We start from the raw sequence: 22,510 nt of genomic DNA, 5'->3' as shown, positions 1-22,510 counted from the left end.
GGCAAAATCCGGCGCGCGCACGGCTCTTTCCGGTCCCGGCGATGACAATCGTTCGCAACTGCGACGCTCGACGGCCTCTCTCCGGGGCGTCGTCGCGCAGCACCCAAATATCGGTGTGCCAGGCGTTTTCCCGTATGTGTTTGTCCCGCGCTTATCCCGTTAAACAGATTGCTGCGCTGGCAGCATGAATGGGCGCGGCCGATCGGATTTGTGCATATGCATAGCTGTCTCATATTGCCAAGCGCGCGCCGTGGCACTAACGTTCGGGCTGCCGTATCCGGCACAACGGTTTTCGGCGTCCACCGGCGCCAGAAACGCGAGAGACCACGCCTACCACCCGCCATCTGGCAAGGGACCGGCACCAGGGAAAACGCCCTGGCGCCGGCCGCCATAGGAGACCCCATGAGCAGCGTTGCTGATTCGACGCGCGGTGCGCAAAGCGCACCATTCTTTTCCAAGGAGGCGACTGTCGCGCCGCCCGGCTTTTCGCGCTGGATGGTGCCGCCCGCCGCGCTCGCGGTGCATTTGTGCATCGGCCAGGCGTATGCCTTTTCCGTCTTTAACGCGCCGCTCACGAAGGTGATCGGCGTCACGCAATCGGCGGCGGGCGACTGGTCGCTCACCACGCTCGGCTGGATTTTCTCGCTGGCAATCGTGTTTCTGGGCCTGTCCGCCGCGTTCGGCGGCAAGTGGCTCGAGCGCGTCGGTCCGCGCCGCACGATGTTCACGGCGGCCTGCTGTTTCGGCGGCGGTTTCCTCGTGTCCGCGCTCGGCGTGTATCTGCACCAGATCGTGCTGCTGTATCTCGGCTATGGCGTGATCGGCGGCATCGGGCTCGGGCTCGGCTACGTCTCGCCGGTTTCGACGCTGATCCGCTGGTTCCCGGACCGCCGCGGCATGGCCACGGGCCTCGCCATCATGGGCTTCGGCGGCGGCGCGATGATCGCCGCACCGCTTTCCGTGATGCTGATGAAGCACTTCGCGAGCGACACGAGCGTGGGCGTCGCGCAAACCTTCGTCGTGCTGGGCGTCGCGTACTTCATCTCGATGACGATCGGCTCGATCGCGATCCGCGTGCCCGCGCCCGACTGGAAGCCGGCCGGCTGGACGCCGCCCGTGGTCGCGAAGAAGCTCGTGTCGAGCAAGCACGTGCATATCGACGAAGCGCTCAAGACGCCGCAGTTCTACCTGATCTGGCTCGTGCTGTTCCTCAACGTGACGGCCGGTATCGGCGTGCTCAGCCAGGCTTCGGTGATGATCCAGGAAAGTTTCAAGGACACCGTGACGGCGGGCGCGGCGGCGGGCTTCGTCGGTCTGCTCTCGTTGTTCAACATGGGCGGCCGTTTCCTGTGGGCGTCGGCATCGGACTGGGTCGGCCGCAAGAACACGTACTTCATCTTCTTCGTGCTCGGCGCGGTGCTGTACTACGCGGTGCCGCAGTTCGCGCAGAGCGGCAACATCGTGCTGTTCGTGCTCGCGTTCTGCCTGATCCTGTCGATGTACGGCGGCGGCTTCGCAACCGTGCCCGCGTATCTCGCGGACATGTTCGGCACGGCGTTCGTCGGCGGCATTCACGGCCGTCTGCTCACGGCGTGGGCGGCGGCGGGCGTGGCGGGCCCCGTGCTCGTGAACTACGTGCGCGCGTATCAGGTCGCGCACGGCGTCGCCAAGGCCGACGCATACACGATGACGGTACACATCATGGCGCTGCTGCTCGTGGTGGGCTTCGTCTGCAACCTGCTCGTGCGCCGCGTGGACGAGAAGCATCACATGAGCGAGACGCAGCTCGCCGCCGGCAAGTAAGGAGAACGAACGATGAACGCTGTTGCCCCGAAATCCTCGAACAAGGCGCTGATGGCCGTGTTCTGGCTTTACGTGCTCGTGCCGCTGGTCTGGGGCGTGACGAACACGCTCGCGCAGGCGATGAAGCTGTTCGGCTGACGCCGCGCCGCCTTCGCGCAAAGCCGCATTCCACGCGGGCCGCCGACGCAAGTCGCGGCCCGCGTTTCTTTTTGGGGCGCGAGCCGCGCGCGGCGGCTTCGGCACGCGAATGCGCACCTTCGTAACGGCCGCACGCCGCGCGGGCGTACGATGCGCTTCACGGCATTGATGCAGCGTACAAAGCGGAGGCGGGCGATGGTGCGGCTCATGATGATCCTGCTGGGCGTCGATTATTTGCGCGCGCGCTGGCGCGGCGTGCTGACCGTGGGCGCGCTGAGCGCGTTCGTCGGCGCGGGGCTTTTCATCGACGCGCTCGACGGCGTGCTGCGCTTTCGCATCGCGCCGTTCGCGTGGCTGTTGCTGGTGGAAGGTCTCGCGACGCTGGCCGTGGCGTGGACCGGCATGGGCGGCCAGCGCACGCTGCGCTATGTGAAGGGCGCGAGTTTCGTCGCCACGGCGGCGCTGATTCTCTCGGGTTATCACAACGCGTCGTTTATCCTGTCGATGGTGTTCGCGACGCTCTTTCTCGCCGACGGCCTCTTGCAGATCGCTTCGGCGTGGGTCGTGCGCTATCGCACCTGGCGGCTCGCGGTGGCGGGCGGCGCGGTCGAGATTGTCATCGCCGTCTTTCTCTATCAGCCGTATCCGACGCATTACAAGGGCACGGTGCCTTACTGTCTCGGCCTCGTGCTGTTTTTCGCGGGCTGGAATTTGATGCTGCTCGCCTCGCGCGCGCGGCGCCTCGCCGTGAATCCGGCCGCGGCGCAAGGCGGCGTGGCGGCGCTGGCCGCGAGCGCCGCGGGCCTCGCCAATGCGTCGGCGAACCGCCCGGCGCTCGCACGCAAAGTGTTCGACGGGCCGCCCGCCCCACAGGAAAACGCGCTCACGGTCCACGTCTGGACACCCGTCGGCACCTCGAAAAGCGAGGCGCGGCGGCAACCCGTGATCGACCGCTATATCGCGGCCGTCGACCGCGACGGCGTGATCTCCACCGGCCACGCGGCGCTCGAATCGCCGGAGCGCATCTATATCAGCCTCTATCCGGCCGCGGAAATTGATCGGAATCCTGACGAATTCGCGCGGCTGTTGCGCGCCACGCAGGAAAACGACGTGCCCGGCGTATTCCAGCCCGACTACGCCACCGAGTCGAAGGCATGGTGCCCGTCCACGCGCCAGGTGCGCATCCGCAATTACGATCCGCTGCGTTTGGCGCGCTTCTGGCAGCACTATCGCGAGAACACCACCTACAACCTCACGCATCGCAATTGTTCGAGCACGGTTGCGCAGGCGCTCGAAGCGGCGCTCGAAGGCGCGACGCCGCGCGTGTGGGGCAATGGCTGGCTTGCGTTCGCGCGCATGCTGGCGACGCCGGAGATGTGGGTGGCCGCGCAGGTGCGCAAGCGCGGTCAGACGATGGCGTGGACGCCCGGTCTCACGCTCGACTATGCGCGCGCGCTTTCGATGCTGGCCGACCCGCGGCCGTCGGGCTGGACGCGCATGGGGCGCCTGCTGCGCGCCAGGCTGTTGCGCGAGCAACGGGCGCGTTCTCGCGAAGCCGCGACGAACGCCACGCTGCACGACGATACCGACGAAAGCGGCCGGCAGCGCGAAGCGTGAGCCGCAAGCCCATGCTTCGCGGGTTCAGACGCCGCAGGTCGATCCCGCGCCCGCCGCCACCTCGCGCGCGGCCTTCGCGCCTTCCACTTGCAGGATCGTCGGCAGCGAGACGCCGTTTTTCGCCGCGGTGACTTCCGCGAGGATCGACACGGCAATCTCGGGCGGCGTGCGGCTGCCGATGTAGATGCCCACCGGCCCGTGCAGGCGAGCCAGTTCGGATTCCGAAAGATCGAATTCCTTCAGACGCTCGCGCCGCGCCGCGTTGTTGCGCCGCGAGCCGAGCGCGCCCACGTAGAACGCGGGCGTCTTGAGCGCCTCCATCAGCGCGAGGTCGTCGAGCTTCGGGTCGTGCGTGAGCGCGATCACGGCGCAGCGTTCGTCGAGTTTCATGTCGAGCACGGTGTCGTCGGGCATCGTGTGGACGAGCGTCGTGCCGGGCACGTCCCAGGTTTCGGTGTACTCCTCGCGGGGGTCGCACACCGTCACCTGATAATCGAGCCCGGCCGCGATCTGGCAGAGGTAGCGCGACAACTGTCCCGCGCCGATCACGAGCATGCGATAACGCGGGCCGTGGATCGTGAGCAGACGCTCGCCGTCGAAATGCACGCCGTCGGTGGCGCTCGCGGGGCCGAGCGTGGCGATGCCGCTCGCCATGTCGAGCGTGCGCGCGACCAGTTCGCCGCGCTCCACGGTGTCGAGCAGCGCGCGCATGCGCGACGCCGTGCCGAGCGGCTCCAGCACGAGCTGGATGGTGCCGCCGCACGGCAGGCCGAAGCGGTGCGCCTCTTCGGCCGTGATGCCGTATTTCACGGCTTCGGGCGTTTGCTGCAAGACGCCTTCGCGGCGCACGCGCTCGATCAGGTCGTCTTCGATGCAGCCGCCGGAGACCGAGCCGACCACGAGGCCGTCGTCGCGCACCACGAGCATCGCGCCTTCGGGGCGCGGCGACGAGCCCCAGGTTTTCACCACCGTGACGAGCAGCGCGCGATGGCCCGCGTCGAGCCAGCGCACGCTGGACTTCAGGACTTCGAGATCCACGCTGTCCATGATCGTTTCCTTTGTTGCGTTGCGTCGGCGCCGCCGGTTTCGTCCGGGCCTCGCGCCGCTTGTTCCGAAGCAGCCGAAGCCGCCGAAGCCTCGCGATCGGCGCCGGTTTCCGCTTCGGCGGGCGCGCCGCCGCCCAGTTGCTCGCCGAAGCGCTTGAAGAATTCCGCGGCGATCTTGCGCGCGGCGCCGTCCACGAGCCGCGAGCCGATCTGCGCGAGCTTGCCTCCCACCTGCGCGCGCGCCGTGTAGGTGAGCGTGGCGGCGTCGTCGCCGGCCGATTCTAGCGTGACCTGCGCGTCGCCCTTGCCGAACCCGGCGGCGCCGCCCTGGCCTTCGAACACGATTCGATAGCTGCGCGGCGCGTCGATGTCGGCGAGTTCCATGCGGCCCTTGAAGCGCGCCTTCACCGGGCCGACCGCCGCCGTCAGCGCGACCGCGTAGGCGTTATCGCCGTCGGCTTCGATGCTTTCGCAGCCCGGTATGCACGCTTTCAGCATGGCCGTGTCGTTGAGCGCTTCCCACGCGCGCTGCTGCGAAACCGGCAACGTGTGGCTTTCGGTCAGCTCCATCGTGCTTCTCCTTGTGAGTGGCTGTGCAACGCGCGTGCCGCCGGCGCCGCGGCCGCGTGCGGCGCGCCGCTCAGGCCGCGCGCGAACGCTTCGAGGCTTTCGAGGTTGTGAACGGGAAAATGCGCGTCGACGTGCGGCAGCATTGCCTGCACGCCGCGTGCCTTCGGCGCGAACTCGCGGTAACGCAGGAGCGGATTGAGCCACACCACGCGATGCGCGAAGCGATGCAGGCGCGCCATTTCCTCGCCGAGCGCGCCGCTCGCGTCGTGGTCGAGGCCGTCCGTGACGATCAGCACCGTGGCGCGGGCGCCGAGCATGCGCCGCGCCCAGCGCCGGTTGAATTCCGCGAGCGTCGCGCCGATACGCGTGCCGCCGGACCAGTCGGCGACCTGGGCGGCAAGCTGCGCGAGCGCGACGTCGGGATCGCGCTCGCGCAGCGCGCGCATGGCGTGCGTGAGGCGCGTGCCGAACAGGAACACCTGAAGCCGCTCGCGCGATTGCAGCAGCGCATGGCAAAAGTACAGCACGGCACGCGAATAACTGCTCATCGACCCGGAAATGTCGAGCAGCAGCACGAGCGGCAGCTTGCGCTCCACGGGCGCGCGAAACTTCCACTGCGTCCAGTCGCCGCCCGCGCGCACGGCCTCGCGCGCGCTCGCGCGCAAATCGGCATGCGTGCCGCGCGACGCGGCCTTCAGCCGCCGCGTGCGCTCGGTCGCGAGCGGCAACGGGGACCAGCGCCGCGCGCGGATCAGGTGCCGCAGCGCGCGCCATTCGCCGGCGCTCAAGGTGTCGAAATCGCGCTGGCGCAGGCGTTCTTCCGCGCTGAAGGTCGCGTGCGCGCGCAACTCGTGCTGATCGCGCGGATCGTGTTGATCGCGCTCGGGCGGCGGCTTCGCCTGCGCGCGTTCGCCCGCGCGCGCGGCGAGCGCGTCGGCGAGCCGGTTGTTGCGGCGCGGCGGCGGCACGCCGCCTTGCACCTTCGGCAAGAGCAGCGCGCGCAGCTTGCCTTCGAAGTCGGGGTCGCGCCAGAAGAGGTCGAACGCGGCGTCGAAAATCTCGCGTTCGTCGGGCGCGCTCGTGAGCATCGCGGCCAGCGCGGCCTGCACGTCGTCGCGGCGCGCGATGTCGATATGGCGCAGCGCTTCCAGCGCATCCACGGCGCGCGCGGGCGACATCGGCAAACCCGCGCCGCGCAGCACGCGCACGAAATGCACGACGTTGCGCGCGAACATCGGCGCTTCGCTCGTCGCCGCCGCTGCCGCTGCCGCCGATGTCGATGCCGATGTCGATGTCGTTTCGATCATGTCGATTCCGCGAGCGCGAGCGTTTGCGCGATCCGCTCGCCGTCGAGTTGCGCGAGATCGTCCTGATACTTGAGCAGCACGCCGAGCGTGTCCTGCACGGATTGCGGATCGAGTTCCGTCACGCTCAGCGCGGCGAGCGCGCGGCACCAGTCGATCGTCTCCGCAATGCCGGGCGCCTTGAACAGATCCAGGGTGCGCAGCCGATGCACGAACGCCACGGCGCGGCGCTGCAATTCGGCGCTCGTCTGCGGCGCGCGCGCGGCCACGATGGCGAGTTCGCGCTCGCGGTCGGGATAGCCGAGCCATTGATACAGGCAGCGGCGCTTCAACGCATCGTGGACTTCGCGCGTGCGGTTCGAAGTGATGACGACGAGCGGCGGCACGCTCGCGCGCACCGTGCCGTACTCGGGAATGGATACCTGGAAGTCCGAAAGAAGTTCGAGGAGGAACGCTTCGAACGGCTCGTCGGCGCGGTCGATTTCGTCGATCAGCAGCACGCGGCGCGTGCCCGCGCGCGCCGGATCGGCTTGCAGTGCTTGCAGCAGCGGGCGCTTCAAAAGGAATTCGTCGCGATAGAGCGTGTCGTTGCGCGGTTTCTCGCCGGCCGCCTCGGCCAGCCGCAGCGCCATGATCTGACGCGGGTAGTCCCATTCGTAGAGCGCGCTCGCGGTGTCGAGTCCTTCGTAGCATTGCAGCCGCAGCAGCTCGGTGCCGACCATCTGCGCGGCGGCTTTCGCCAGCTCCGTTTTGCCGACGCCGGGCTCGCCTTCCAGAAAGAGCGGGCGCTCCATTTTCAGCGCGAGAAACAGCGCCGTGGCGAGCGCGCGGCTCGCGAAGTAGCCGCGCGCTTCGAGTTGCGCGAGGGTGTCGTCGATCGAATCGGGCATGACGCGAATCCATGACGGCAAGCGCGCGCGGGCGCGCTCGCCTTGCGAGAACGTCAGGCGACGGCCTTCGCCACCGCGCGCGCCGCGAGCACCGGAATCAGGTGCGCGCGATACGCCGCGCTCGCGTGCAGGTCGGTGTTGAGGTTGTCGGGCGCGATGCTCACGGCGCGCGCGGCCTCGGGCGCGAAGTGCGTGTTCAGCGCGGCTTCGAGCGCGCTCGCGCGAAACACCGAGGACGCCGCGCCCGTCACCGCCACGCGCACCGGACTGCCCGCCGCATCGTCGGCGTACTGCGCGACGAACACGCCCGTCAACGCGAAATGCGAAGCGGGGTTGCGAAACTTCTCGTAGGCCGCGCGCCGGGGCACTTCGAATTCCACGGCGACGATCAGCTCGTCGGGTTCGAGCGCCGTCTCGTACATGCCCACGAAGAAGTCGTCGGCCGCGATGCGCCGCCGGTCCGTCACCACCGTGGCCCTGAGCGCGAGCACGGCGGCGGGATAATCGGCGGCGGGGTCGTCGTTGGCGATCGAGCCGCCGAGCGTGCCGAGCGCGCGCACCTGCGGGTCGCCGATCATGCCCGCGAGTTGCGCGAGCGCGGGCAGCGCGTTGCGGATCTGCGCGTTTTCGGCGACATCCGCATGGCTCACGGCCGCGCCCACTTTCACGATGTTGCCGTTCACCGCGACGGCTTTCAGCTCGGGAATGCGCGTGACGTCCACGAGCGTGGACGGCTGCGCGAGCCGCAGCTTCATGGCCGCGAGCAGGCTTTGGCCGCCCGCGAGGTATTTCGCTTCGGTGTCGGCGGCGAGCGTTTTCACGGCGCCTTGCGCGTCGTTCGCGCGCTGGTAGTCGAATGCGTACATGGTTGCGCCTCCGCTCAAGGTTGACGGGCGGCTTGCGCCGCGCGCATGGCTTCCCACACGCGGTGCGGCGTGGCCGGCATCTGCATGTCCTTCACGCCGAGCGGCGCCAGCGCATCCAGAATGGCGTTGATGACGGCGGGCGGCGAGCCGATCGCGCCCGCTTCGCCGCAACCCTTCACGCCGAGCGGATTGTGCGTGCATGGCGTGCCCCTAGCGGTTTCCACCGTGAAGGACGGCATGTCGGACGCGTGCGGCATCGCGTAGTCCATGTACGAGCCGGAGAGCAACTGGCCGCTTTCGTTGTCGTACACGCAGCGCTCCAGCATCGCCTGGCCGATGCCCTGGCCCAGGCCGCCGTGAACCTGGCCTTCGACGATCATCGGATTGATGACGTTGCCGAAGTCGTCCACGGCGGTGAAGCGCTCGATGCGCGTTTCGCCGGTGTCGGGGTCGATTTCGACTTCACAGAGATACGCGCCCGACGGATAGGTGAAGTTGGTGGGATCGTAGAACGCGCTTTCGTCGAGGCCCGGTTCGAGCGTTTCGAGCGGATAGTTGTGCGGCACGTAGGCCGCGAGCGAGATTTCGGCGAAGCTTTTGGTGCGGTCGGTGCCCGCGACGCGGAACACGCCGTTGGCGAACTCGATGTCCTCCACGCCCGCTTCGAGCATGTGCGCGGCGATCTTCTTCGCTTTCGCCTCGATCTTGTCGAGCGCCTTCATGATCGCGGAGCCGCCCACGGCGATCGAGCGCGAGCCGTAGGTGCCCATGCCGAACGGAATGCGGCCCGTGTCGCCGTGAACGATCTCGATCTGTTCGATCGGGACGCCTAAGCGATCGGCGACCACCTGCGCGAAGGTGGTTTCGTGGCCTTGGCCGTGGCTGTGCGAGCCGGTGAACACGGTGACGGAGCCGGTCGGGTTCACGCGAATCTCGCCCGCTTCGAACAGGCCCGCGCGCGCGCCGAGCGCGCCCGCGATGTTCGACGGCGCGAGGCCGCACGCCTCGATGTAGCACGAGTAGCCGAGGCCGCGCAGCCGTCCGCGCGCCTTCGAGGCGTCGCGGCGCGCGGCGAAACCCTTGACGTCGGCGAGTTCGAGCGCGCGCGAGAGGCACGCTTCGTAGTCGCCGGTGTCGTAGGTGAGGCCAACGGGCGTGGCGTACGGGAACGCGGTGATGAAGTTGCGGCGGCGCAGTTCGGCGGGGTCGACGTTCAGCTCGCGCGCGGCGGTTTCCACGAGACGCTCGACCACGTAGGTCGCTTCGGGACGGCCCGCGCCGCGATACGCATCGACGGGAACGGTGTTCGTGAACACGGCCTTCACTTCGGCGTAGATGGCGGGCGTGGTGTACTGGCCCGCGAGCAGCGTGGCGTAGAGGATCGTCGGCACGCTGGAGGCGAACGTCGAAAGATACGCGCCCATGTTCGCCGTGGTGTGTACGCGCATGGCGAGGAACTTGCCGTTTTCGTCGAGCGCGAGTTCGGCCCTCGTGACGTGATCGCGGCCGTGCGCGTCCGATATGAAGGATTCCGAACGTTCGGCGGTCCATTTCACCGGGCGGCGGATTTTCTTCGATGCCCACGTGAGCGCGACGTCTTCGGCATAGAGAAAAATCTTCGAGCCGAAGCCGCCGCCCACGTCCGGCGCGACGACGCGCAGCTTCGTTTCCGGCAGCCCGAGCACGAACGCGGCCATCAGCAGGCGCTCGACGTGCGGGTTCTGGTTCGCCACGTACACGGTGTAGCTGTCGTCGTGCGGCGAGTAGCTCGCGTTCACGGCGCGCGGCTCGATGGCATTGGGCACGAGCCGGTTGTTGACGATATCGAGCGTGGTGACGTGCGCGGCTTTCGCGAACGCGGCGTCGGTGGCGGCCTTGTCGCCGTGACCCCAGGTGTAGCAGGTGTTGTCGGGCACGCTGTCGTGGACGCGCGGCTGGTTCGGGGCCGCCGCCGTGGCGGTGTCCACGGCGGCGGCCAGCACTTCGTAATCGACGTCGATCAATTCGGCGGCGTCTTTTGCCGCTTTCATCGACTCGGCGATCACGAGCGCGACCTGGTCGCCCACGTGCAGCGCTTTTTCGTGCGCGATGACGGGATGCGGCGGCTCGTGCATCGGCGTGCCGTTGATGCTGTGGATCAGCCAGCCGCACGGGAGGCCGCCCACGTTTTCGGCGGCGAGGTCGGCGCCGGTGAACACGGCCACCACGCCGGGCGCGGCTTTGGCGGCGGCCGTGTCGATGTTCTTGATGCGCGCGTGCGCATGCGGCGAGCGCACGAACACGGCCCACGTTTGCGCGGGCAGCGTGACGTCGTCGGTGTACTGGCCGGCGCCGGTGAGAAAGCGGAAGTCTTCCTTGCGCTTCACGGACGCGCCGATCATGCGGGCGGTTTCGGGGGCGTTCATGGCGGCTCTCCCGGTTACGCGGCGGTGGCGGCCGGCGCGGCCGGGGTCGCGGCGCCGGCGTCGGCGCGCATGTGCTGCGCCCCCGTCATCACGGCGCGAACGATGTTGTGATAACCCGTGCAGCGGCACAGGTTGCCGTCGAGGCCGTGACGCACGTCGGCTTCGCTGAGGTCCGGCCTGGCGGCGGCGAGCGCCGTGGCGCACATCACCATGCCGGGCGTGCAGAAGCCGCATTGCAGGCCGTGGCATTCGCGAAACGCGGCCTGCATCGGATGCAGCGCGCCGCCGTTCGCGAGTCCTTCGATGGTCGTGACTTCCATGCCGTCGCATTGCACCGCGAGCTGGTTGCACGACTTGATCGCGCGGCCGTTCAAATGCACGGTGCATGCGCCGCACTGAGCGGTGTCGCAGCCGACGTGCGTGCCGCTCAGGCGCAACTGTTCGCGCAGGAACTGGACGAGGAGCGTGTGAGGTTCGATTTCGGCGGTCACGGGTGCGCCGTTGACCGTGAGGTGGAGGGTGATCGGCATCGAGTTGTCTCCTGTGTCGACCAGAGTTGGCGTGTCGGCTAACGCACTCGCTCCGATCGCACGAACATGAAGGTGAGAGACCAGTCAGAACCTTTCCAACCACCTGCTGCTGCGCCGCCGCCCGCCAAAAGACTCGCCCGTGCTACGCATTGCGCGTGAGCCTGCCGCGCGCAACGCACCTCGTTTTGCTTGCATGCGAAACGATTCGGGCGAAGCGGATAGAGCGGAATCTGGGGTCCGGCTGGTGCCTTGCGGTGAAACCGTGGGGTGACGCCTCGCCAGTAAAGCACAATTTTTTCATTTGCGCTGCGCGGGTTTACCGGCTCGCCTCCCGCGTATTGCCCGCTTTCACCGTGCCGGATATCCGGCTTGTTACGTCGCTTTTACGCCGCTTTTTACGTCGCTTTTTACTCCGCTTATTACGTCGCTTGTTACGCCGCTTTTTACGCCGCTTGTTGCTCCGTTTTTACGCCGCTTGTTACGCCGCCCGACAACTTCGCCGATAACCGCTCGCGAGCCGTTCGCGAACCGTTGACCGTGCGAAAGAAAACGGCCCGCGCCGATCGAATCGGAGCGGGCCGGGAGGCGGACGTTTTCGCTGCGGTGCAGCGTTTTTTATCGGCTCAATGCTCGTGCGGCGTATGCGCGAGACGCGAATGGCGGCGCGAATAGCCGAAGTAAATCGCCATGCCGATCAAGAGCCATACCACGAACGCGAGCCATGTGAGCGCCGCGAGATTCACCATCAGAAAGAGGCACGAGGCGACCGCGAGCACCGGCACCACGGGCACGCCGGGGCAGCGGAACGCGCGCGGCAGATCGGGATGCGTGCGGCGCAGGATCAGCACGGCGATCGACACCATCGAAAACGCCGCGAGCGTGCCGATGTTGATGAGTTCCGCGAGCACGTTGAGCGGCACCAGCGCGCCGATCAGCCCGAAGAAAATGCCGACGAGCCAGGTGGTGAAGAACGGCGTGGAATAGCGCGGGTGAACTTTCGAAAGCCGGGCGGGCAACAGGCCGTCGCGCGACATCGCGAAGATGATGCGGGTCTGGCCGTAGCTCATCACGAGAATCACGGTGAGCATGCCGAGCACGGCGCCCAGATCAATGAAGCCCGCCACCCACTTCTGGCCCGCCACCTGAAGCGCGTACGAAACCGGGTGGCCGATGTTGGCGAACTGCGCGGAAGGCACGATGCCCGTCACGACCGCGGCCACGGCCACGTAAAGCACGGCGCACACCGCGAGCGAGGCGATGATGCCGATCGGCAGGTCGCGCTTCGGGTTCTTCACTTCCTCCGCCGCCGACGACACCGAATCGAAGCCGATGAACGCGAAGAACATCACGGCCGCCGCGCCGAACACCCCGCTCCAGCCGTTCGGCATGAACGGGTGCCAGTTCGCGGGCGTCACATGAAACACGCCCACGACGATCACGAGCACCACCACCGTCACCTTGATCGCGACCATCACGTTGTTGATGCGCGTGGATTCGCGCACGCCGATGGAAAGCAGCGCCGTGATCGCCATCATCACGAGGAATGCGGGCAGGTTGAACAGCGTATGCACGCCGGGCAGCGCGCCGGGCGCGGCCGTGAGCGCGGCGGGCAGCGTCACGCCGAAACCGGCGAGCAGCGATTGTAGATAACCCGACCAGCCGACCGAAACCGCCGAGGTCGCGAGCCCGTATTCGAGCATCAAATCCCAGCCGATGATCCACGCGGCCAGCTCGCCGAGCGTGGCGTACGAGTAGGTGTAGATCGAGCCGGCGACGGGAATCGTCGAGGCGAATTCGGCGTAGGCGAGCGCGGCGAAGCAGCAGGCCACGGCGGCGATGAGGAAGGCGACCATCAGCGCCGGCCCGGCTTGCACGGCGCCCGTGCCGGTCAGCACGAAAATGCCGGTGCCGATGATCGCGCCGATGCCGAGGAAGGTCAGATCGAGCGCGCCGAGCGCTTTCTTGAGCCCGGCGCCCTGGGCGCTGGCTTGCAACATGTGCTCGATGTTTTTCTTGCGAAAGAGGGACATTTGGCGGGAACTCCACGTAAAACGCGCGAGCGCGGCCGGCGCGCTGTCGTGCCGCCGGCCGAAGGCATCGCGTGCCGGATGTCTTGGGGAAACCTGAAATTTTAGCGGATGTCGCACCCGAGACCGGGCTAGCCGGGTCGGAGCGGGCAATGTGTCGCGGCGGATTCGGCCGGAAAACGCGGGGTGCGCGCGCGGTCCTTGCCCGAAGCCGCGCAATCGGCGAAATTCATTTCGGGATCGCGGCGTTATGGCGAGAAGGCCGCCTCGATGGCGCAAGCTTGATGTGCCGCCATCCGCGAGCCGCCAGCCGCAATCGCACCGCCGGGATCAGCGCGATTCGAGCCGCGTGCTCAGGCCGGATTCAAGCGGATTCGAGCGGATTCAAGCCCGATTCAAGCCCGATTCAAGCGGCGAGGGCGGGCGAGAGATCGACGAGCCGGTTGCTCATCACGTAGAAGGTCAGTTCGGCGTTGTTGCTGAGCTTCATTTTTTCGAGCAGGCGCGTGCGGTAGACGCTCACGGTTTTCACCGAAAGCGAGAGCGCGTGCGCGATGTCGGTCAGGCGCTTGCCCGAGGCCAGCATGCAGAGTGTCTGGTATTCGCGGTCGGAGAGCTTTTCGTGCGGCAACTGCTCGCCGTCGACCAGCACGTAGTCGGCGAGCGCCTCGGCCATTGCCGGGCTCACGTACTTGCGGCCCGCTGCGACCTGCTGGATCGCGCCGATCATCTGCGCGGCGTCGACCGTTTTCGAGAGATAGCCCGCCGCGCCGGCCTTGAGCGCGCGCACCGCGTACTGGTCTTCGCGATACATCGAGAACATCAGCACGGGCACGCGCGGCGCTTTTTTCCTCGCACGCTTGAGCACTTCGACGCCGTTCATGTCGGGCAGCGAAATGTCGAGCAGCGCCACGTCGAACACATGCCGGGCGATGGCGGCGAGCGCTTCCGCGCCGGTTTGCGCCTCGATCACTTCGTTCGCGATGCCGCGGTCGAGCAGAAGCTGGCGGACGCCCTGGCGCACGACCGCGTGGTCGTCGACGAGCAGGATGCGGTGGGTCATGACTGAGCGCCTCGTGGCGGGATGGTGGGCGCGGCGGCCGCCGTGCCGAGCAGCGCGTCCCACGCGAAACGGGCGCGCAGCGTCGTGCCGCGTAGCGACGCGTTTTCGGCGGCCTCGGAAAGGGGCGAAGGCGTTGCCGTGGAGCTTGCCGGATGCGTGGCCGTGACGCGCAGCGAGCCGCCGAAGGCGGCGCAGCGCTCGCGCATGCCCTTGAGCCCGTAATGCCCGGCCGCGCGGCCGGAAGCGGCGCTCAAGCCGATGCCGTCGTCGGCAATGGTTAGCGTGAGATGGCGCGCCGTGCTGTCGAGCCGCACTTCGGCGCGCGAGGCGCGCGCGTGGCGCGCGACGTTGACGAGCGCTTCCTGCGCCACGCGGAACACGGCGAGCGCGGCTTCGGCGGGCAGGCACGCGAGACGGGCGTCGTCGCTCGCGCGCGCGAGGTGCGCGGGCAAGCCGCTGCGCGCCGCGAAGTCGCGCACCCAGTCGCGCAGCGCGATCGGGAGGCCGGCGTCGAGCTGCGGCGCATGAAGGCCGTCGAGCACGCCGCGAATCGCGCCCGTGGCCGCATCGAGCGAGCGCGCGACCAGCGCCAGCGCCTCGGCGCACTGCGAAGGCGCGTCGGCGGGCAGCCAGGTGTGGACGTTGGCCAGCGCGAAGCGCGTGGCCGCGAGTTCGGCGCCCACGCTGTCGTGCAGTTCGCGCGCGAGGCGCTGGCGCGCGGCTTCGTCGGCGTGAATCTGCGCGGCGGCGGGGCGTCCGGCGGCCGGGCGGCGCGCGGGCGCTGCCTTGCCGTCGCGCCTCGCGGGGAGCTTGCGTGACAGCGTCGCGCCGAGCTGGCGTTGCGTGTGCATGAGATGTTCGAGTGTGGCGATGGTCGCCGCCTCGGTGGCGGCCGCGTGAGCGAAGAAGGCGAGGCCATCGCCGGCGCGTGCGGCGTCGCCCTCCGGCGTGCGCGCGTTCAGCGCGCCGAATCTCGACTCATCCATCATGTTCCCCGTTTGCGAACCGGTTCCGGCCTCTGGTCTTGCCGCTGCGAATTCGCCTTGGCGCAGCGGCAAAATGGCACGGCGCAGCGTAACGAAATTTACATCCGGTAACAACCTGGCTACGGCCCGGAGTTCGTTACGGCGTATTGTTTGCTGCGTCGCGATAATATCTCAAAAAAAGAAAAACTACAGTGCTAACAAGGGTTAGCAGCCGAACTTCAGGTGCAGCATGAAGTCGCGGCGGGTTTGTCATGTAGGAAAAACACCGACAGTCAAACTACCGGCTTTCTGTGACATCTGTAACCGCGCCGAAGCATGATGCAATGCGCAATCCGCAGAAGAAAGCGGACAAAAAAAGCGGACGAAAAAAAACCGGAGCGCCGGGCTCCGGTTTTTCATGGCGGCGGCGCGAATGCCGCGGCGGGCGACGCGGGATTTAGCCGACGAACGCCTTTTCGACGACGTAATGGCCCGGCTTGTTGTTGCTGCCTTCTTCCAGACCGGCCTTTTCCAGCAGTTCGACCGTGTCGCGCAGCATGTGCGTGCTGCCGCAGAGCATGATGCGGTCGCGCTCGGGCGAAAATGCGGGCAGGTCGAGGTCCTCGAAAAGCTTGCCCGTGTCGATCAGTTCGGTGATGCGGCCGCGGTTCTCGAAGGTTTCGCGCGTGACCGTGGGGTAGTAAACCAGCTTTTCGCGCACGATCTCGCCCAGATATTCGTGCTCGCGCAATTCTTCGGTAATGAACTCCTTGTACGCGAGTTCGTCGACGAAACGGCAGGTGTGCGTGAGGACGATCTTCTCGTAGCGGTCGTAAATGTCCGGGTCCTTGATGATCGACATGAACGGCGCGAGGCCCGTGCCGGTCGAGAGGAGCCACAGCACCTTGCCGGGCAGCAGGTTGTCGGCCACGAGCGTGCCGACGGGCTTCTTGCCGATCAGCACCTTGTCGCCGACCTTCAGATGCTGGAGGCGCGAGGTGAGCGGGCCGTCCTGCACCTTGATGCTCAGGAATTCGAGATGTTCCTCGTAGTTCGCGCTCGCGAGCGAGTAGGCGCGCATCAGCGGCTTGCCGTCGACTTCGAGGCCGACCATCGTGAACTGGCCGTTGTCGAAACGCAGGGCCGGATCGCGCGTGCAGGTGAAGCTGAAAAGCGTGTCGGTCCAGTGATGGACGCTCAAGACGGTTTCTTCGGTGTTTTTGCTCATGGTTCCTGAAGGTGCGAAACAAGGACCGCCGGACTGCGGCGATCCTGCCGGCCTGCTGTCCCGTACAGCGTAGCTTGACGTTTTTGCGCGCCGGTTTTTGCACGCGCGCGGCTTCCGACGAAGCGCAATCCGCCATTTTACCGCGCTCGCGCCGGGTGGGCGCCATGCGCTTCAAGGGGAGGATGGCGCGCGTCGTGCGCGGCGGCCGGCTCCCGCACGCATGAGGTGCGGACAACGCTGGCGGCGGCTGGCGTCGGGTTGCGGCATGCGCGCGCACTGTTGGGCGGCGCGCGGGCGAGAACGGGTTCCCTGCCGCTGGCGGCGCGCACCGCTATGACCGATGCGCGCGTACGAAATTTCGGCTAAATGATACCGGAAGCGCTGACAGATCGCAGCATTGACCCTGCTGCCCGGGTTGATTCCGCGCGGGTTTTATGTGCGATGACGGGGGGATCGAAGCGAAAGCCGGCAAGTTCGCGTCGATGCGGCGCGCCGGCGCACTGCGCCGTGATCGGACGCGCGGGTTGTGCGGGACTGCTTCGCAATGCCTGGCGCTTGGCGCATTCCGGTGGCGGGACTTCGATGCTAGAGGGGCAACCGGTCGATTTTCGATCGGCGACTTTCAATCTTCAATCGTCGACCTTCGACGGGCGACTTTCAATCGTCGACATTCAAACACTCGACCGCCGACCACCGATCTTCAACCCGCGACCGTCAGCCCGCGACCTTCAGCCGACGACCTTCGACGGGCGACCTTCAATCGTCGACATTCAAACACTCGACCGCCGACCACCGATCTTCAGCCCGCGACCGTCAGCCCCTCGACCGTCAGCCCTCGACCATCAACCAACGACCATCAACCAACGACCTGCAACCAACGACCTGCAACCAACGACCTGCAACCCGCGACCGTCAGCCCCTCGACCTTCAACCGACGCCCCTCGCCCCTCGCCCCTCGCCCCTCGCCCCTCGACCCTCGACCCTCGACCCTCGACCCTCGACCCTCGACCCTCGACCCTCAACGATCGGCGGCCAGCTTCACGCCTAGACCGATGAGCGCCGCGCCGCAGAACGCGTCGATCGGGCGGCGGATACGCTTGTAGCCGCGCTGCGTGCGGTCGTCGGCGAACAGGAAGGCGAGGCTGCAATGCCAGCCGAACGACATCGCGGCGACCGTCGCGAGCGCGACGCCGTAGAACCACAGCGGCGGATGCGCCGGAAACACGGCCGCGAACACGCTGGTCCAGAACACGCACGACTTGGGATTCGTGAGGCAGGTGATGAGGCCCGCGCGCCAGGTGCGCAGCCACGCGCGGCGGTCGGCGGGCGGCGGCGCGGCGGGAACCTGCGCGGCGGCGGCGATCTCGCGGCGCACTCCCGAGCGCAGCAGCTTGAGGCCGAACCACACCAGATAGAGCGCGCCCGCCACGCGCACGCCGTTGTAGAGCCAGCCGATATGTTGCAGCACGGCCGCGAAGCCGAGCATGGCGAGCGCGGCCCACAGCGTCGACCCCACGCCCACGCCCGCCGCCGAAGCCACGCCCAGCCCGCGACGTCCGGCGAGCGAAAGCTGCGTCACCATGAAGAAGTTGGGACCGGGGCTGATGAGCGCGAACAGATAAACGACGGCGATCTGCAACAGCGTGGCGAAATAGTGCATCCGGGACACCTGGCGAAAGGCGCGCCGCATGCAGGCGATGAAAGCCGACGAAAGCGCGCAAAAGGAGAACGAAGGAAAGCGCAACATGGTAGCGCGAGTTGCGCGCGCGGCCGGGGCTTTTTCGCGTATTCGTGTCGTGCCTGGGTCGCGTTTATCGCTGCGCGTGTCGCGCTTGATTTGGCGCCTGATTTTGCGCTTTGGTGGGCGCCGTAGTGGGTGGCGTATTGGGTGCACTTTAATCGGTGCCCAATTTCGCGAGTGCTCGCGTCGCGCCTTGTTTCGAGTACGGTTTTATCGTCCGGCGCTCGCCTGGTTCGCGCCTGTTTCCAGCCACGTCGCGCTTGGGCCACACGGCCCGTCTCGCGCACGCCGCGCTTGTCTCGTGCTTTTCTCTCGCCCCGCGCGCCTGGTTCGCGCTTGCCGCATCGCATGCGCTTCGCCGATGCCCTCGATCCGATGCCATCGTCGGCGTATCGGCTTCGTTCGCGCCACGCCGGATTCAACCGACACCAGCCGAATCGCCAACCCCGCTCCGCGACAAAACTCAGTCCAGCCGCAGCCGCGCCATATACGGCAGATGATCCGAAAGCCAAGCCGTTTCCTGCGCGGGCTGGATCAGCTCGACGGGTTTCAGGCCGCGCACGAACATCTTGTCGAGCGCGAGCGCCGGCGAAAATGCGGGGAACGTGCGCGCCGGTTCGCCGAGCAGCGTCGCCACTTCCTGCAAGCCGTGTTCGCCGAACAGCGGCACGGAGTCGTTGCGCCAGTCGTTGAAGTCGCCCGCCAGCACGAGCGGGCCTTGCGGCGCTTCCTTGGCGATCCAGTGCGCGATCCAGTGCATTTGCCGCAGCCGAGCGCTGCGCGTGAGCGCGAGGTGAGCGCAAAGCAGCGTGACCGACTGGCCCGCCACGCTCGCGCGCGCGACCAGCAGCCCGCGCCGCTCGAAGCGGTGCGCGGAGATGTCCCAGCGTCCGCCCAGATCGAGCGGATGCGGCGAGAGAATCGCGTTGCCGTGCCGCCACGACGGCTTGAACACGTTCGGCCCGAGCGCGATCTGCAATTCGAGCGCATGGGCGATTTCGGTGGCCTGGCACTGCCAGACGTCTTCGGAGGGATCGGCGAGCGGCGCGCCGAAACTCGACGCCAGCATCGGCTGCGGCAAGCGGCGCGCCATCGCTTCCTGGAGAAACCAGGCGTCGGCGTGCGTGGACTGCACCCAGCGCCGCATGGCTTCCCACGCCTCGAAACCGAGCGGCGAGCGGCCCTTGTGCAGGTTCCAGCTCACCGCAACGAAGTCCTTGGCGTGCTCCGGGTCGATCAGCGGTTCTTCGGGATTTCGCATGCGTTGTTCTGTCGGGTTGAGCGCCGCGGGTCGTGGGCACGTTGATCGGTGCGTCACTGGGCCGGCTGCGGCGCGACGCTCGCACTGATGCGGTACACGAGCGACGGGTCTTTGTCGACGATCTGCCAGCTTGCCGTTTGCCCCGGCGGCACGACGAGGCCCGGATGGCTGGCGCCCACCTGGCGCGGCTGCGGCGGCAGCTTGCAGCCTTGCGCCGTGGCAGGCGCGGGCGCGGCGGCGTTTTCGAGCGTTTCCTGCGCGTCGATGGCAAAAATCACGCCGCTCGAATCCACCCGCAACGGCGACACGGTGATCGTGCGCGAAAGGTCGATGCTGCCCGCCGGCTGGTCCTTGCAGCCGACGTTGTGCGTGACGACCTTGTGATGCGTATCGGTGCGCGCCTGGCCGACGGTCGTCGTCGCGCTGAACGAATCGACCTGCTGCCCGTCCTCGATCACGTCGAGTTTCCACTGAACGGGAACGGGCGCGGCGGGCATCGCCGCAGCCTGTGCGGCCGTGGGCGCCGGCGTTGGCACCGGCGCTTGTCCGGCAGCGGGCGCGGCAGCCGATGCGGCGGCCGGTATGGCGGCCGGCGCGGCGGTTTGAGCGAACGCGGCGGCTGTCATGGTGAACAGCGCGAGCGCGAGGCAGGGTTTCCACAACGTCATAGGGACGACTCCGTGCGAGGGCGGCGGGTACGTTCTGACCATCGATCCTATACCGGGTTCGCAAACGCCGGACCAGAGCAGTGCATTCCAGATGGGGACGTCAGGCGAGCGCTTCAACGGCAAGATTGTTGCTTCATCGGCAAATAAAGTCGCGCCGATTGGCGTAATGGAGCGCCAGATTGTTGCCGCATCCGCAACGCGAGGCAGAGTTTATCGACCAAGTCATGCCGATAGTGCGCGTTTACACCGGCTTCCGCCTGGCTCACAGGGAATACGGATGTGCGCCGTCGGATGGCAGCCTTTGCAATGCGTGCCTGGCCGGTTTCCACGCGCTGTCAGTTGTGTTTCCTGACGCTCGTTCGTCGCTAACGCCTCGCAAGGCTCACGCACTGTGCGGCGTACAATTTTTGACATACGTCATGGCATGCGCGCGGGTATGCACGCTGGGAAGCGGGAACATGGATCAGATCGAATGCGTGGTGATCGGCGCGGGCGTGGTCGGGCTCGCCGTGGCGCGGGCGCTCGCCGCGCGCGGGCGCGAGGTGATCGTGCTCGAAGCCGCCGACGCCATCGGCACGAGCACGAGTTCGCGCAACAGCGAGGTGATTCACGCCGGGCTCTATTACCCGCGCGGCTCGCTCAAGGCGGCGCTGTGCGTGCGCGGCCGCGAGATGCTCTACGAATACTGCGCCGCGCGCCATGTTCCGCACGCGCGCTGCGGCAAGCTGCTGGTCGCGACGGCCGCGAACCAGATTCCGCAGCTCGATGCGATTCGCGCGCGCGGCAAGGAAAACGGCGTGTTCGACCTCACGCGCATCAGCGGCAGCGAGGCGCTCGCGCTCGAACCGGCGCTCGAATGCGTGGCGGCCGTGTACTCGCCGCAAACCGGCATTGTCGACAGCCATCAACTGATGCTCGCCCTGCAAGGCGACGCCGAGCGCGACGGCGCGGCGGTCGCGTTCAAGTCGCCGGTCGAGTCCATCGAGGCGCTCGGCAACGGGCGCAACGGTTTCGTCGTGCGCGTGGGCGACGCCGGTTCCCCCGAGCCGACGGCCCTACGCGCGTCGTGCGTCGTCAACAGCGCGGGGCTGTACGCGACGAAGCTCGCGAGGCGCATACGCGGGCTCGACGCGCGCTACGTGCCGCCGCTTTATCTCGCGCGCGGCAATTACTTCAGCGTGGCGGGGCGCGTGCCGTTTTCGCGTCTCATCTATCCGATGCCGAACGAGGCGGGACTCGGCGTGCATCTCACGCTCGATCTCGCGGGGCAGGCGCGCTTCGGTCCCGACGTGGAATGGATCGACACGATCGACTACGACGTCGATCCGCGGCGCGCCGACGCGTTTTACGCCGCGATCCGCAGCTATTGGCCCGCGCTGCCCGACGCGTCGCTTCAGCCGGCGTACGCGGGCATCCGGCCGAAACTCTCCGGCCCCGGCGAAAGCGCCGCCGACTTCCTGATCCAGGGCGCGGCCTCGCACGGCGTGCGCGGCCTCGTGAATCTCTTCGGCATCGAGTCGCCGGGCCTCACGGCGGCGCTCGCGATTGCGCAACGCGTTTGCGAGCTGGCGGGCAAGGCGTAATCACCGCCGCGCCCTTGCGGCGATTTCGGCATTCGTCGGTGTACGAACGGTAATCGGCGATGTCGGCGATGGCGACAAGGGCGACAAGGGCGACAAGGGCGACAAGGGCGACAAGGGCGACAAGGGCGACAAGAGCGACAAGAGCGACAAGAGCGACAAGAGCGGCAAGAGCGGCAAGAGCGGCAAGAGCGGCAAGAGCGACAAGAGCGGCGATGCGGACGATGCGGCCAATAACGGCGGCATCGTGCCGCGCCGCCGCGACAATGCGGCTCACTTATCTCCGGGATTGCAGACGCAATCGGGCGCGCTTCGTTGTTAAGCTTCTTCGCGACGCCGCCGCCAGAGCGGCGCGCACTCGATACCGATTACAACCCAGCGAAAAATCGCCCCTCAATACTGGAGTGAGTTTTATGAAATCGTCCCGCCGCAGCTTTCTGATCACGAGCATCGGCGTCGCCTCGACGCTCGCGCTCTCGCGCCAGGCGTTCGCCGACGCGCCCAAGGCCGCCGAGACCGATCCCACCGCGCAGGCGCTGGGCTACAAGCTCGACGCGAGCAAGGTGGACAAGGCCCGGTTCGCGAAGTACGCGGCCGGTCAGGATTGCAGCAACTGCACGTTCTACCAGGGCAAGGCCAGCGACGCCTTCGCGCCGTGCCCGATGTTCGGCGGCAAGCAGGTCGCGGGCAAGGGCTGGTGCAGCGCGTACAACAAGAAGGCTTGAGCGCGACGGCGGCCGCGCGGACGATGCGCGCCGCCAGTCCAAACGCAAACCGGAAAGACAAACAGGCGCGCCGGTCAGCGCGC

20 protein-coding genes are annotated in these 22,510 nt (G+C 67.3%); 6 read left to right on the top strand and 14 right to left on the bottom strand.

The window, feature by feature from the left end; genetic code table 11:
* The first annotated feature begins 402 nt into the window (after nt 1-402).
* The 3 genes from U5805_RS21105 (at nt 403) to U5805_RS21095 (ending at nt 3,558) form a co-directional block, all read left to right on the top strand.
* Nucleotides 403-1,803, top strand: a complete 1,401-nt coding sequence (locus tag U5805_RS21105; RefSeq protein ID WP_322105442.1) for an OFA family MFS transporter — start codon at nt 403-405, stop codon at nt 1,801-1,803.
* Between the two features lie 12 nt (nt 1,804-1,815).
* On the top strand, nt 1,816-1,941 hold the full coding sequence (locus tag U5805_RS21100) for an MFS transporter small subunit (protein WP_322105441.1): 126 nt from the start codon (nt 1,816-1,818) through the stop codon (nt 1,939-1,941).
* 195 nt (nt 1,942-2,136) lie between these two features.
* Nucleotides 2,137-3,558, top strand: coding sequence for a DUF308 domain-containing protein (locus U5805_RS21095; protein WP_322105440.1), 1,422 nt, complete (start codon nt 2,137-2,139; stop codon nt 3,556-3,558).
* Between the two features lie 24 nt (nt 3,559-3,582).
* On the opposite strand, the gene U5805_RS21090 is transcribed toward U5805_RS21095, so the two are convergent.
* The 14 genes from U5805_RS21090 to U5805_RS21025 form a co-directional block, all read right to left on the bottom strand.
* Complete coding sequence (locus U5805_RS21090) at nt 3,583-4,605, bottom strand: XdhC family protein (protein WP_322105439.1); 1,023 nt, start codon at nt 4,603-4,605, stop codon at nt 3,583-3,585.
* Nucleotides 4,578-5,174: a carbon monoxide dehydrogenase subunit G gene (locus U5805_RS21085; RefSeq protein ID WP_322105438.1), complete on the bottom strand. Its 597-nt coding sequence runs from the start codon at nt 5,172-5,174 to the stop codon at nt 4,578-4,580. The genes U5805_RS21090 and U5805_RS21085 overlap by 28 nt, the downstream gene beginning before the upstream one ends.
* Entirely contained in the window at nt 5,165-6,409 is a 1,245-nt protein-coding gene (locus U5805_RS21080) for a VWA domain-containing protein (protein WP_322105505.1), read from the bottom strand. Before U5805_RS21080 ends, U5805_RS21085 begins: the two co-directional genes overlap by 10 nt.
* A gap of 68 nt (nt 6,410-6,477) precedes the next feature.
* Nucleotides 6,478-7,368 (bottom strand): MoxR family ATPase, encoded by an 891-nt coding sequence (locus U5805_RS21075; protein WP_322105437.1) that lies wholly within the window; start codon nt 7,366-7,368, stop codon nt 6,478-6,480.
* Nucleotides 7,369-7,421: 53 nt separating this feature from the next.
* Nucleotides 7,422-8,234, bottom strand: coding sequence for a xanthine dehydrogenase family protein subunit M (locus U5805_RS21070; protein ID WP_322105436.1), 813 nt, complete (start codon nt 8,232-8,234; stop codon nt 7,422-7,424).
* Between the two features lie 14 nt (nt 8,235-8,248).
* Entirely contained in the window at nt 8,249-10,639 is a 2,391-nt protein-coding gene (locus U5805_RS21065; protein WP_322105435.1) for a xanthine dehydrogenase family protein molybdopterin-binding subunit, read from the bottom strand.
* 14 nt (nt 10,640-10,653) lie between these two features.
* Entirely contained in the window at nt 10,654-11,169 is a 516-nt protein-coding gene (locus U5805_RS21060; protein WP_322105434.1) for a (2Fe-2S)-binding protein, read from the bottom strand.
* Nucleotides 11,170-11,792: 623 nt separating this feature from the next.
* Complete coding sequence (locus tag U5805_RS21055) at nt 11,793-13,199, bottom strand: amino acid permease (RefSeq protein ID WP_322105433.1); 1,407 nt, start codon at nt 13,197-13,199, stop codon at nt 11,793-11,795.
* Between the two features lie 403 nt (nt 13,200-13,602).
* Nucleotides 13,603-14,259, bottom strand: coding sequence for a response regulator transcription factor RqpR (gene rqpR, locus U5805_RS21050; protein ID WP_322105432.1), 657 nt, complete (start codon nt 14,257-14,259; stop codon nt 13,603-13,605).
* Nucleotides 14,256-15,110, bottom strand: coding sequence for a sensor histidine kinase (locus U5805_RS21045; protein WP_415914642.1), 855 nt, complete (start codon nt 15,108-15,110; stop codon nt 14,256-14,258). Before U5805_RS21045 ends, rqpR begins: the two co-directional genes overlap by 4 nt.
* Nucleotides 15,111-15,681: 571 nt before the next feature.
* Entirely contained in the window at nt 15,682-16,452 is a 771-nt protein-coding gene (locus U5805_RS21040; protein ID WP_322105430.1) for a ferredoxin--NADP reductase, read from the bottom strand.
* A gap of 1,018 nt (nt 16,453-17,470) precedes the next feature.
* Complete coding sequence (locus tag U5805_RS21035; protein ID WP_322105429.1) at nt 17,471-18,112, bottom strand: LysE family translocator; 642 nt, start codon at nt 18,110-18,112, stop codon at nt 17,471-17,473.
* 544 nt (nt 18,113-18,656) lie between these two features.
* On the bottom strand, nt 18,657-19,454 hold the full coding sequence (locus U5805_RS21030; RefSeq protein ID WP_322105428.1) for an endonuclease/exonuclease/phosphatase family protein: 798 nt from the start codon (nt 19,452-19,454) through the stop codon (nt 18,657-18,659).
* Between the two features lie 53 nt (nt 19,455-19,507).
* On the bottom strand, nt 19,508-20,116 hold the full coding sequence (locus U5805_RS21025) for a hypothetical protein (protein ID WP_415914641.1): 609 nt from the start codon (nt 20,114-20,116) through the stop codon (nt 19,508-19,510).
* Nucleotides 20,117-20,580: 464 nt separating this feature from the next.
* Here U5805_RS21025 and U5805_RS21020 point away from each other — a divergent pair, with 464 nt between their 5' ends.
* The 3 genes from U5805_RS21020 (at nt 20,581) to U5805_RS21010 (ending at nt 22,427) form a co-directional block, all read left to right on the top strand.
* Nucleotides 20,581-21,705, top strand: coding sequence for an NAD(P)/FAD-dependent oxidoreductase (locus U5805_RS21020; protein ID WP_322105427.1), 1,125 nt, complete (start codon nt 20,581-20,583; stop codon nt 21,703-21,705).
* Nucleotides 21,668-22,024, top strand: coding sequence for a hypothetical protein (locus U5805_RS21015; protein ID WP_322105426.1), 357 nt, complete (start codon nt 21,668-21,670; stop codon nt 22,022-22,024). The genes U5805_RS21020 and U5805_RS21015 overlap by 38 nt, the downstream gene beginning before the upstream one ends.
* Before the next feature lie 91 nt (nt 22,025-22,115).
* On the top strand, nt 22,116-22,427 hold the full coding sequence (locus U5805_RS21010; protein WP_322105425.1) for a high-potential iron-sulfur protein: 312 nt from the start codon (nt 22,116-22,118) through the stop codon (nt 22,425-22,427).
* The last annotated feature ends 83 nt before the right edge of the window (nt 22,428-22,510 follow it).

Origin of the sequence: Paraburkholderia sp. J41, from assembly GCF_905220235.1 — a bacterium.
Taxonomy (GTDB): Bacteria; Pseudomonadota; Gammaproteobacteria; order Burkholderiales; family Burkholderiaceae; genus Paraburkholderia.
This window is presented reverse-complemented; position numbering and strand designations above follow the sequence as displayed.

What these genes read in the sequence shown, in the direction of transcription:
- U5805_RS21095 (WP_322105440.1), top strand. Translation starts at nt 2,137, where the DNA reads ATGGTGCGGCTCATGATGATCCTGCTGGGCGTCGATTATTTGCGCGCG.
- U5805_RS21020 (WP_322105427.1), top strand. Translation starts at nt 20,581, where the DNA reads ATGGATCAGATCGAATGCGTGGTGATCGGCGCGGGCGTGGTCGGGCTC.
- U5805_RS21075 (WP_322105437.1), bottom strand. Translation starts at nt 7,368, where the DNA reads ATGCCCGATTCGATCGACGACACCCTCGCGCAACTCGAAGCGCGCGGC.
- U5805_RS21100 (WP_322105441.1), top strand. Translation starts at nt 1,816, where the DNA reads ATGAACGCTGTTGCCCCGAAATCCTCGAACAAGGCGCTGATGGCCGTG.
- U5805_RS21010 (WP_322105425.1), top strand. Translation starts at nt 22,116, where the DNA reads ATGAAATCGTCCCGCCGCAGCTTTCTGATCACGAGCATCGGCGTCGCC.
- U5805_RS21030 (WP_322105428.1), bottom strand. Translation starts at nt 19,454, where the DNA reads ATGCGAAATCCCGAAGAACCGCTGATCGACCCGGAGCACGCCAAGGAC.
- U5805_RS21045 (WP_415914642.1), bottom strand. Translation starts at nt 15,110, where the DNA reads ATGCACACGCAACGCCAGCTCGGCGCGACGCTGTCACGCAAGCTCCCC.
- rqpR (WP_322105432.1), bottom strand. Translation starts at nt 14,259, where the DNA reads ATGACCCACCGCATCCTGCTCGTCGACGACCACGCGGTCGTGCGCCAG.
- U5805_RS21040 (WP_322105430.1), bottom strand. Translation starts at nt 16,452, where the DNA reads ATGAGCAAAAACACCGAAGAAACCGTCTTGAGCGTCCATCACTGGACC.
- U5805_RS21055 (WP_322105433.1), bottom strand. Translation starts at nt 13,199, where the DNA reads ATGTCCCTCTTTCGCAAGAAAAACATCGAGCACATGTTGCAAGCCAGC.
- U5805_RS21090 (WP_322105439.1), bottom strand. Translation starts at nt 4,605, where the DNA reads ATGGACAGCGTGGATCTCGAAGTCCTGAAGTCCAGCGTGCGCTGGCTC.
- U5805_RS21060 (WP_322105434.1), bottom strand. Translation starts at nt 11,169, where the DNA reads ATGCCGATCACCCTCCACCTCACGGTCAACGGCGCACCCGTGACCGCC.
- U5805_RS21065 (WP_322105435.1), bottom strand. Translation starts at nt 10,639, where the DNA reads ATGAACGCCCCCGAAACCGCCCGCATGATCGGCGCGTCCGTGAAGCGC.
- U5805_RS21105 (WP_322105442.1), top strand. Translation starts at nt 403, where the DNA reads ATGAGCAGCGTTGCTGATTCGACGCGCGGTGCGCAAAGCGCACCATTC.
- U5805_RS21080 (WP_322105505.1), bottom strand. Translation starts at nt 6,409, where the DNA reads ATGTTCGCGCGCAACGTCGTGCATTTCGTGCGCGTGCTGCGCGGCGCG.
- U5805_RS21070 (WP_322105436.1), bottom strand. Translation starts at nt 8,234, where the DNA reads ATGTACGCATTCGACTACCAGCGCGCGAACGACGCGCAAGGCGCCGTG.
- U5805_RS21035 (WP_322105429.1), bottom strand. Translation starts at nt 18,112, where the DNA reads ATGCACTATTTCGCCACGCTGTTGCAGATCGCCGTCGTTTATCTGTTC.
- U5805_RS21085 (WP_322105438.1), bottom strand. Translation starts at nt 5,174, where the DNA reads ATGGAGCTGACCGAAAGCCACACGTTGCCGGTTTCGCAGCAGCGCGCG.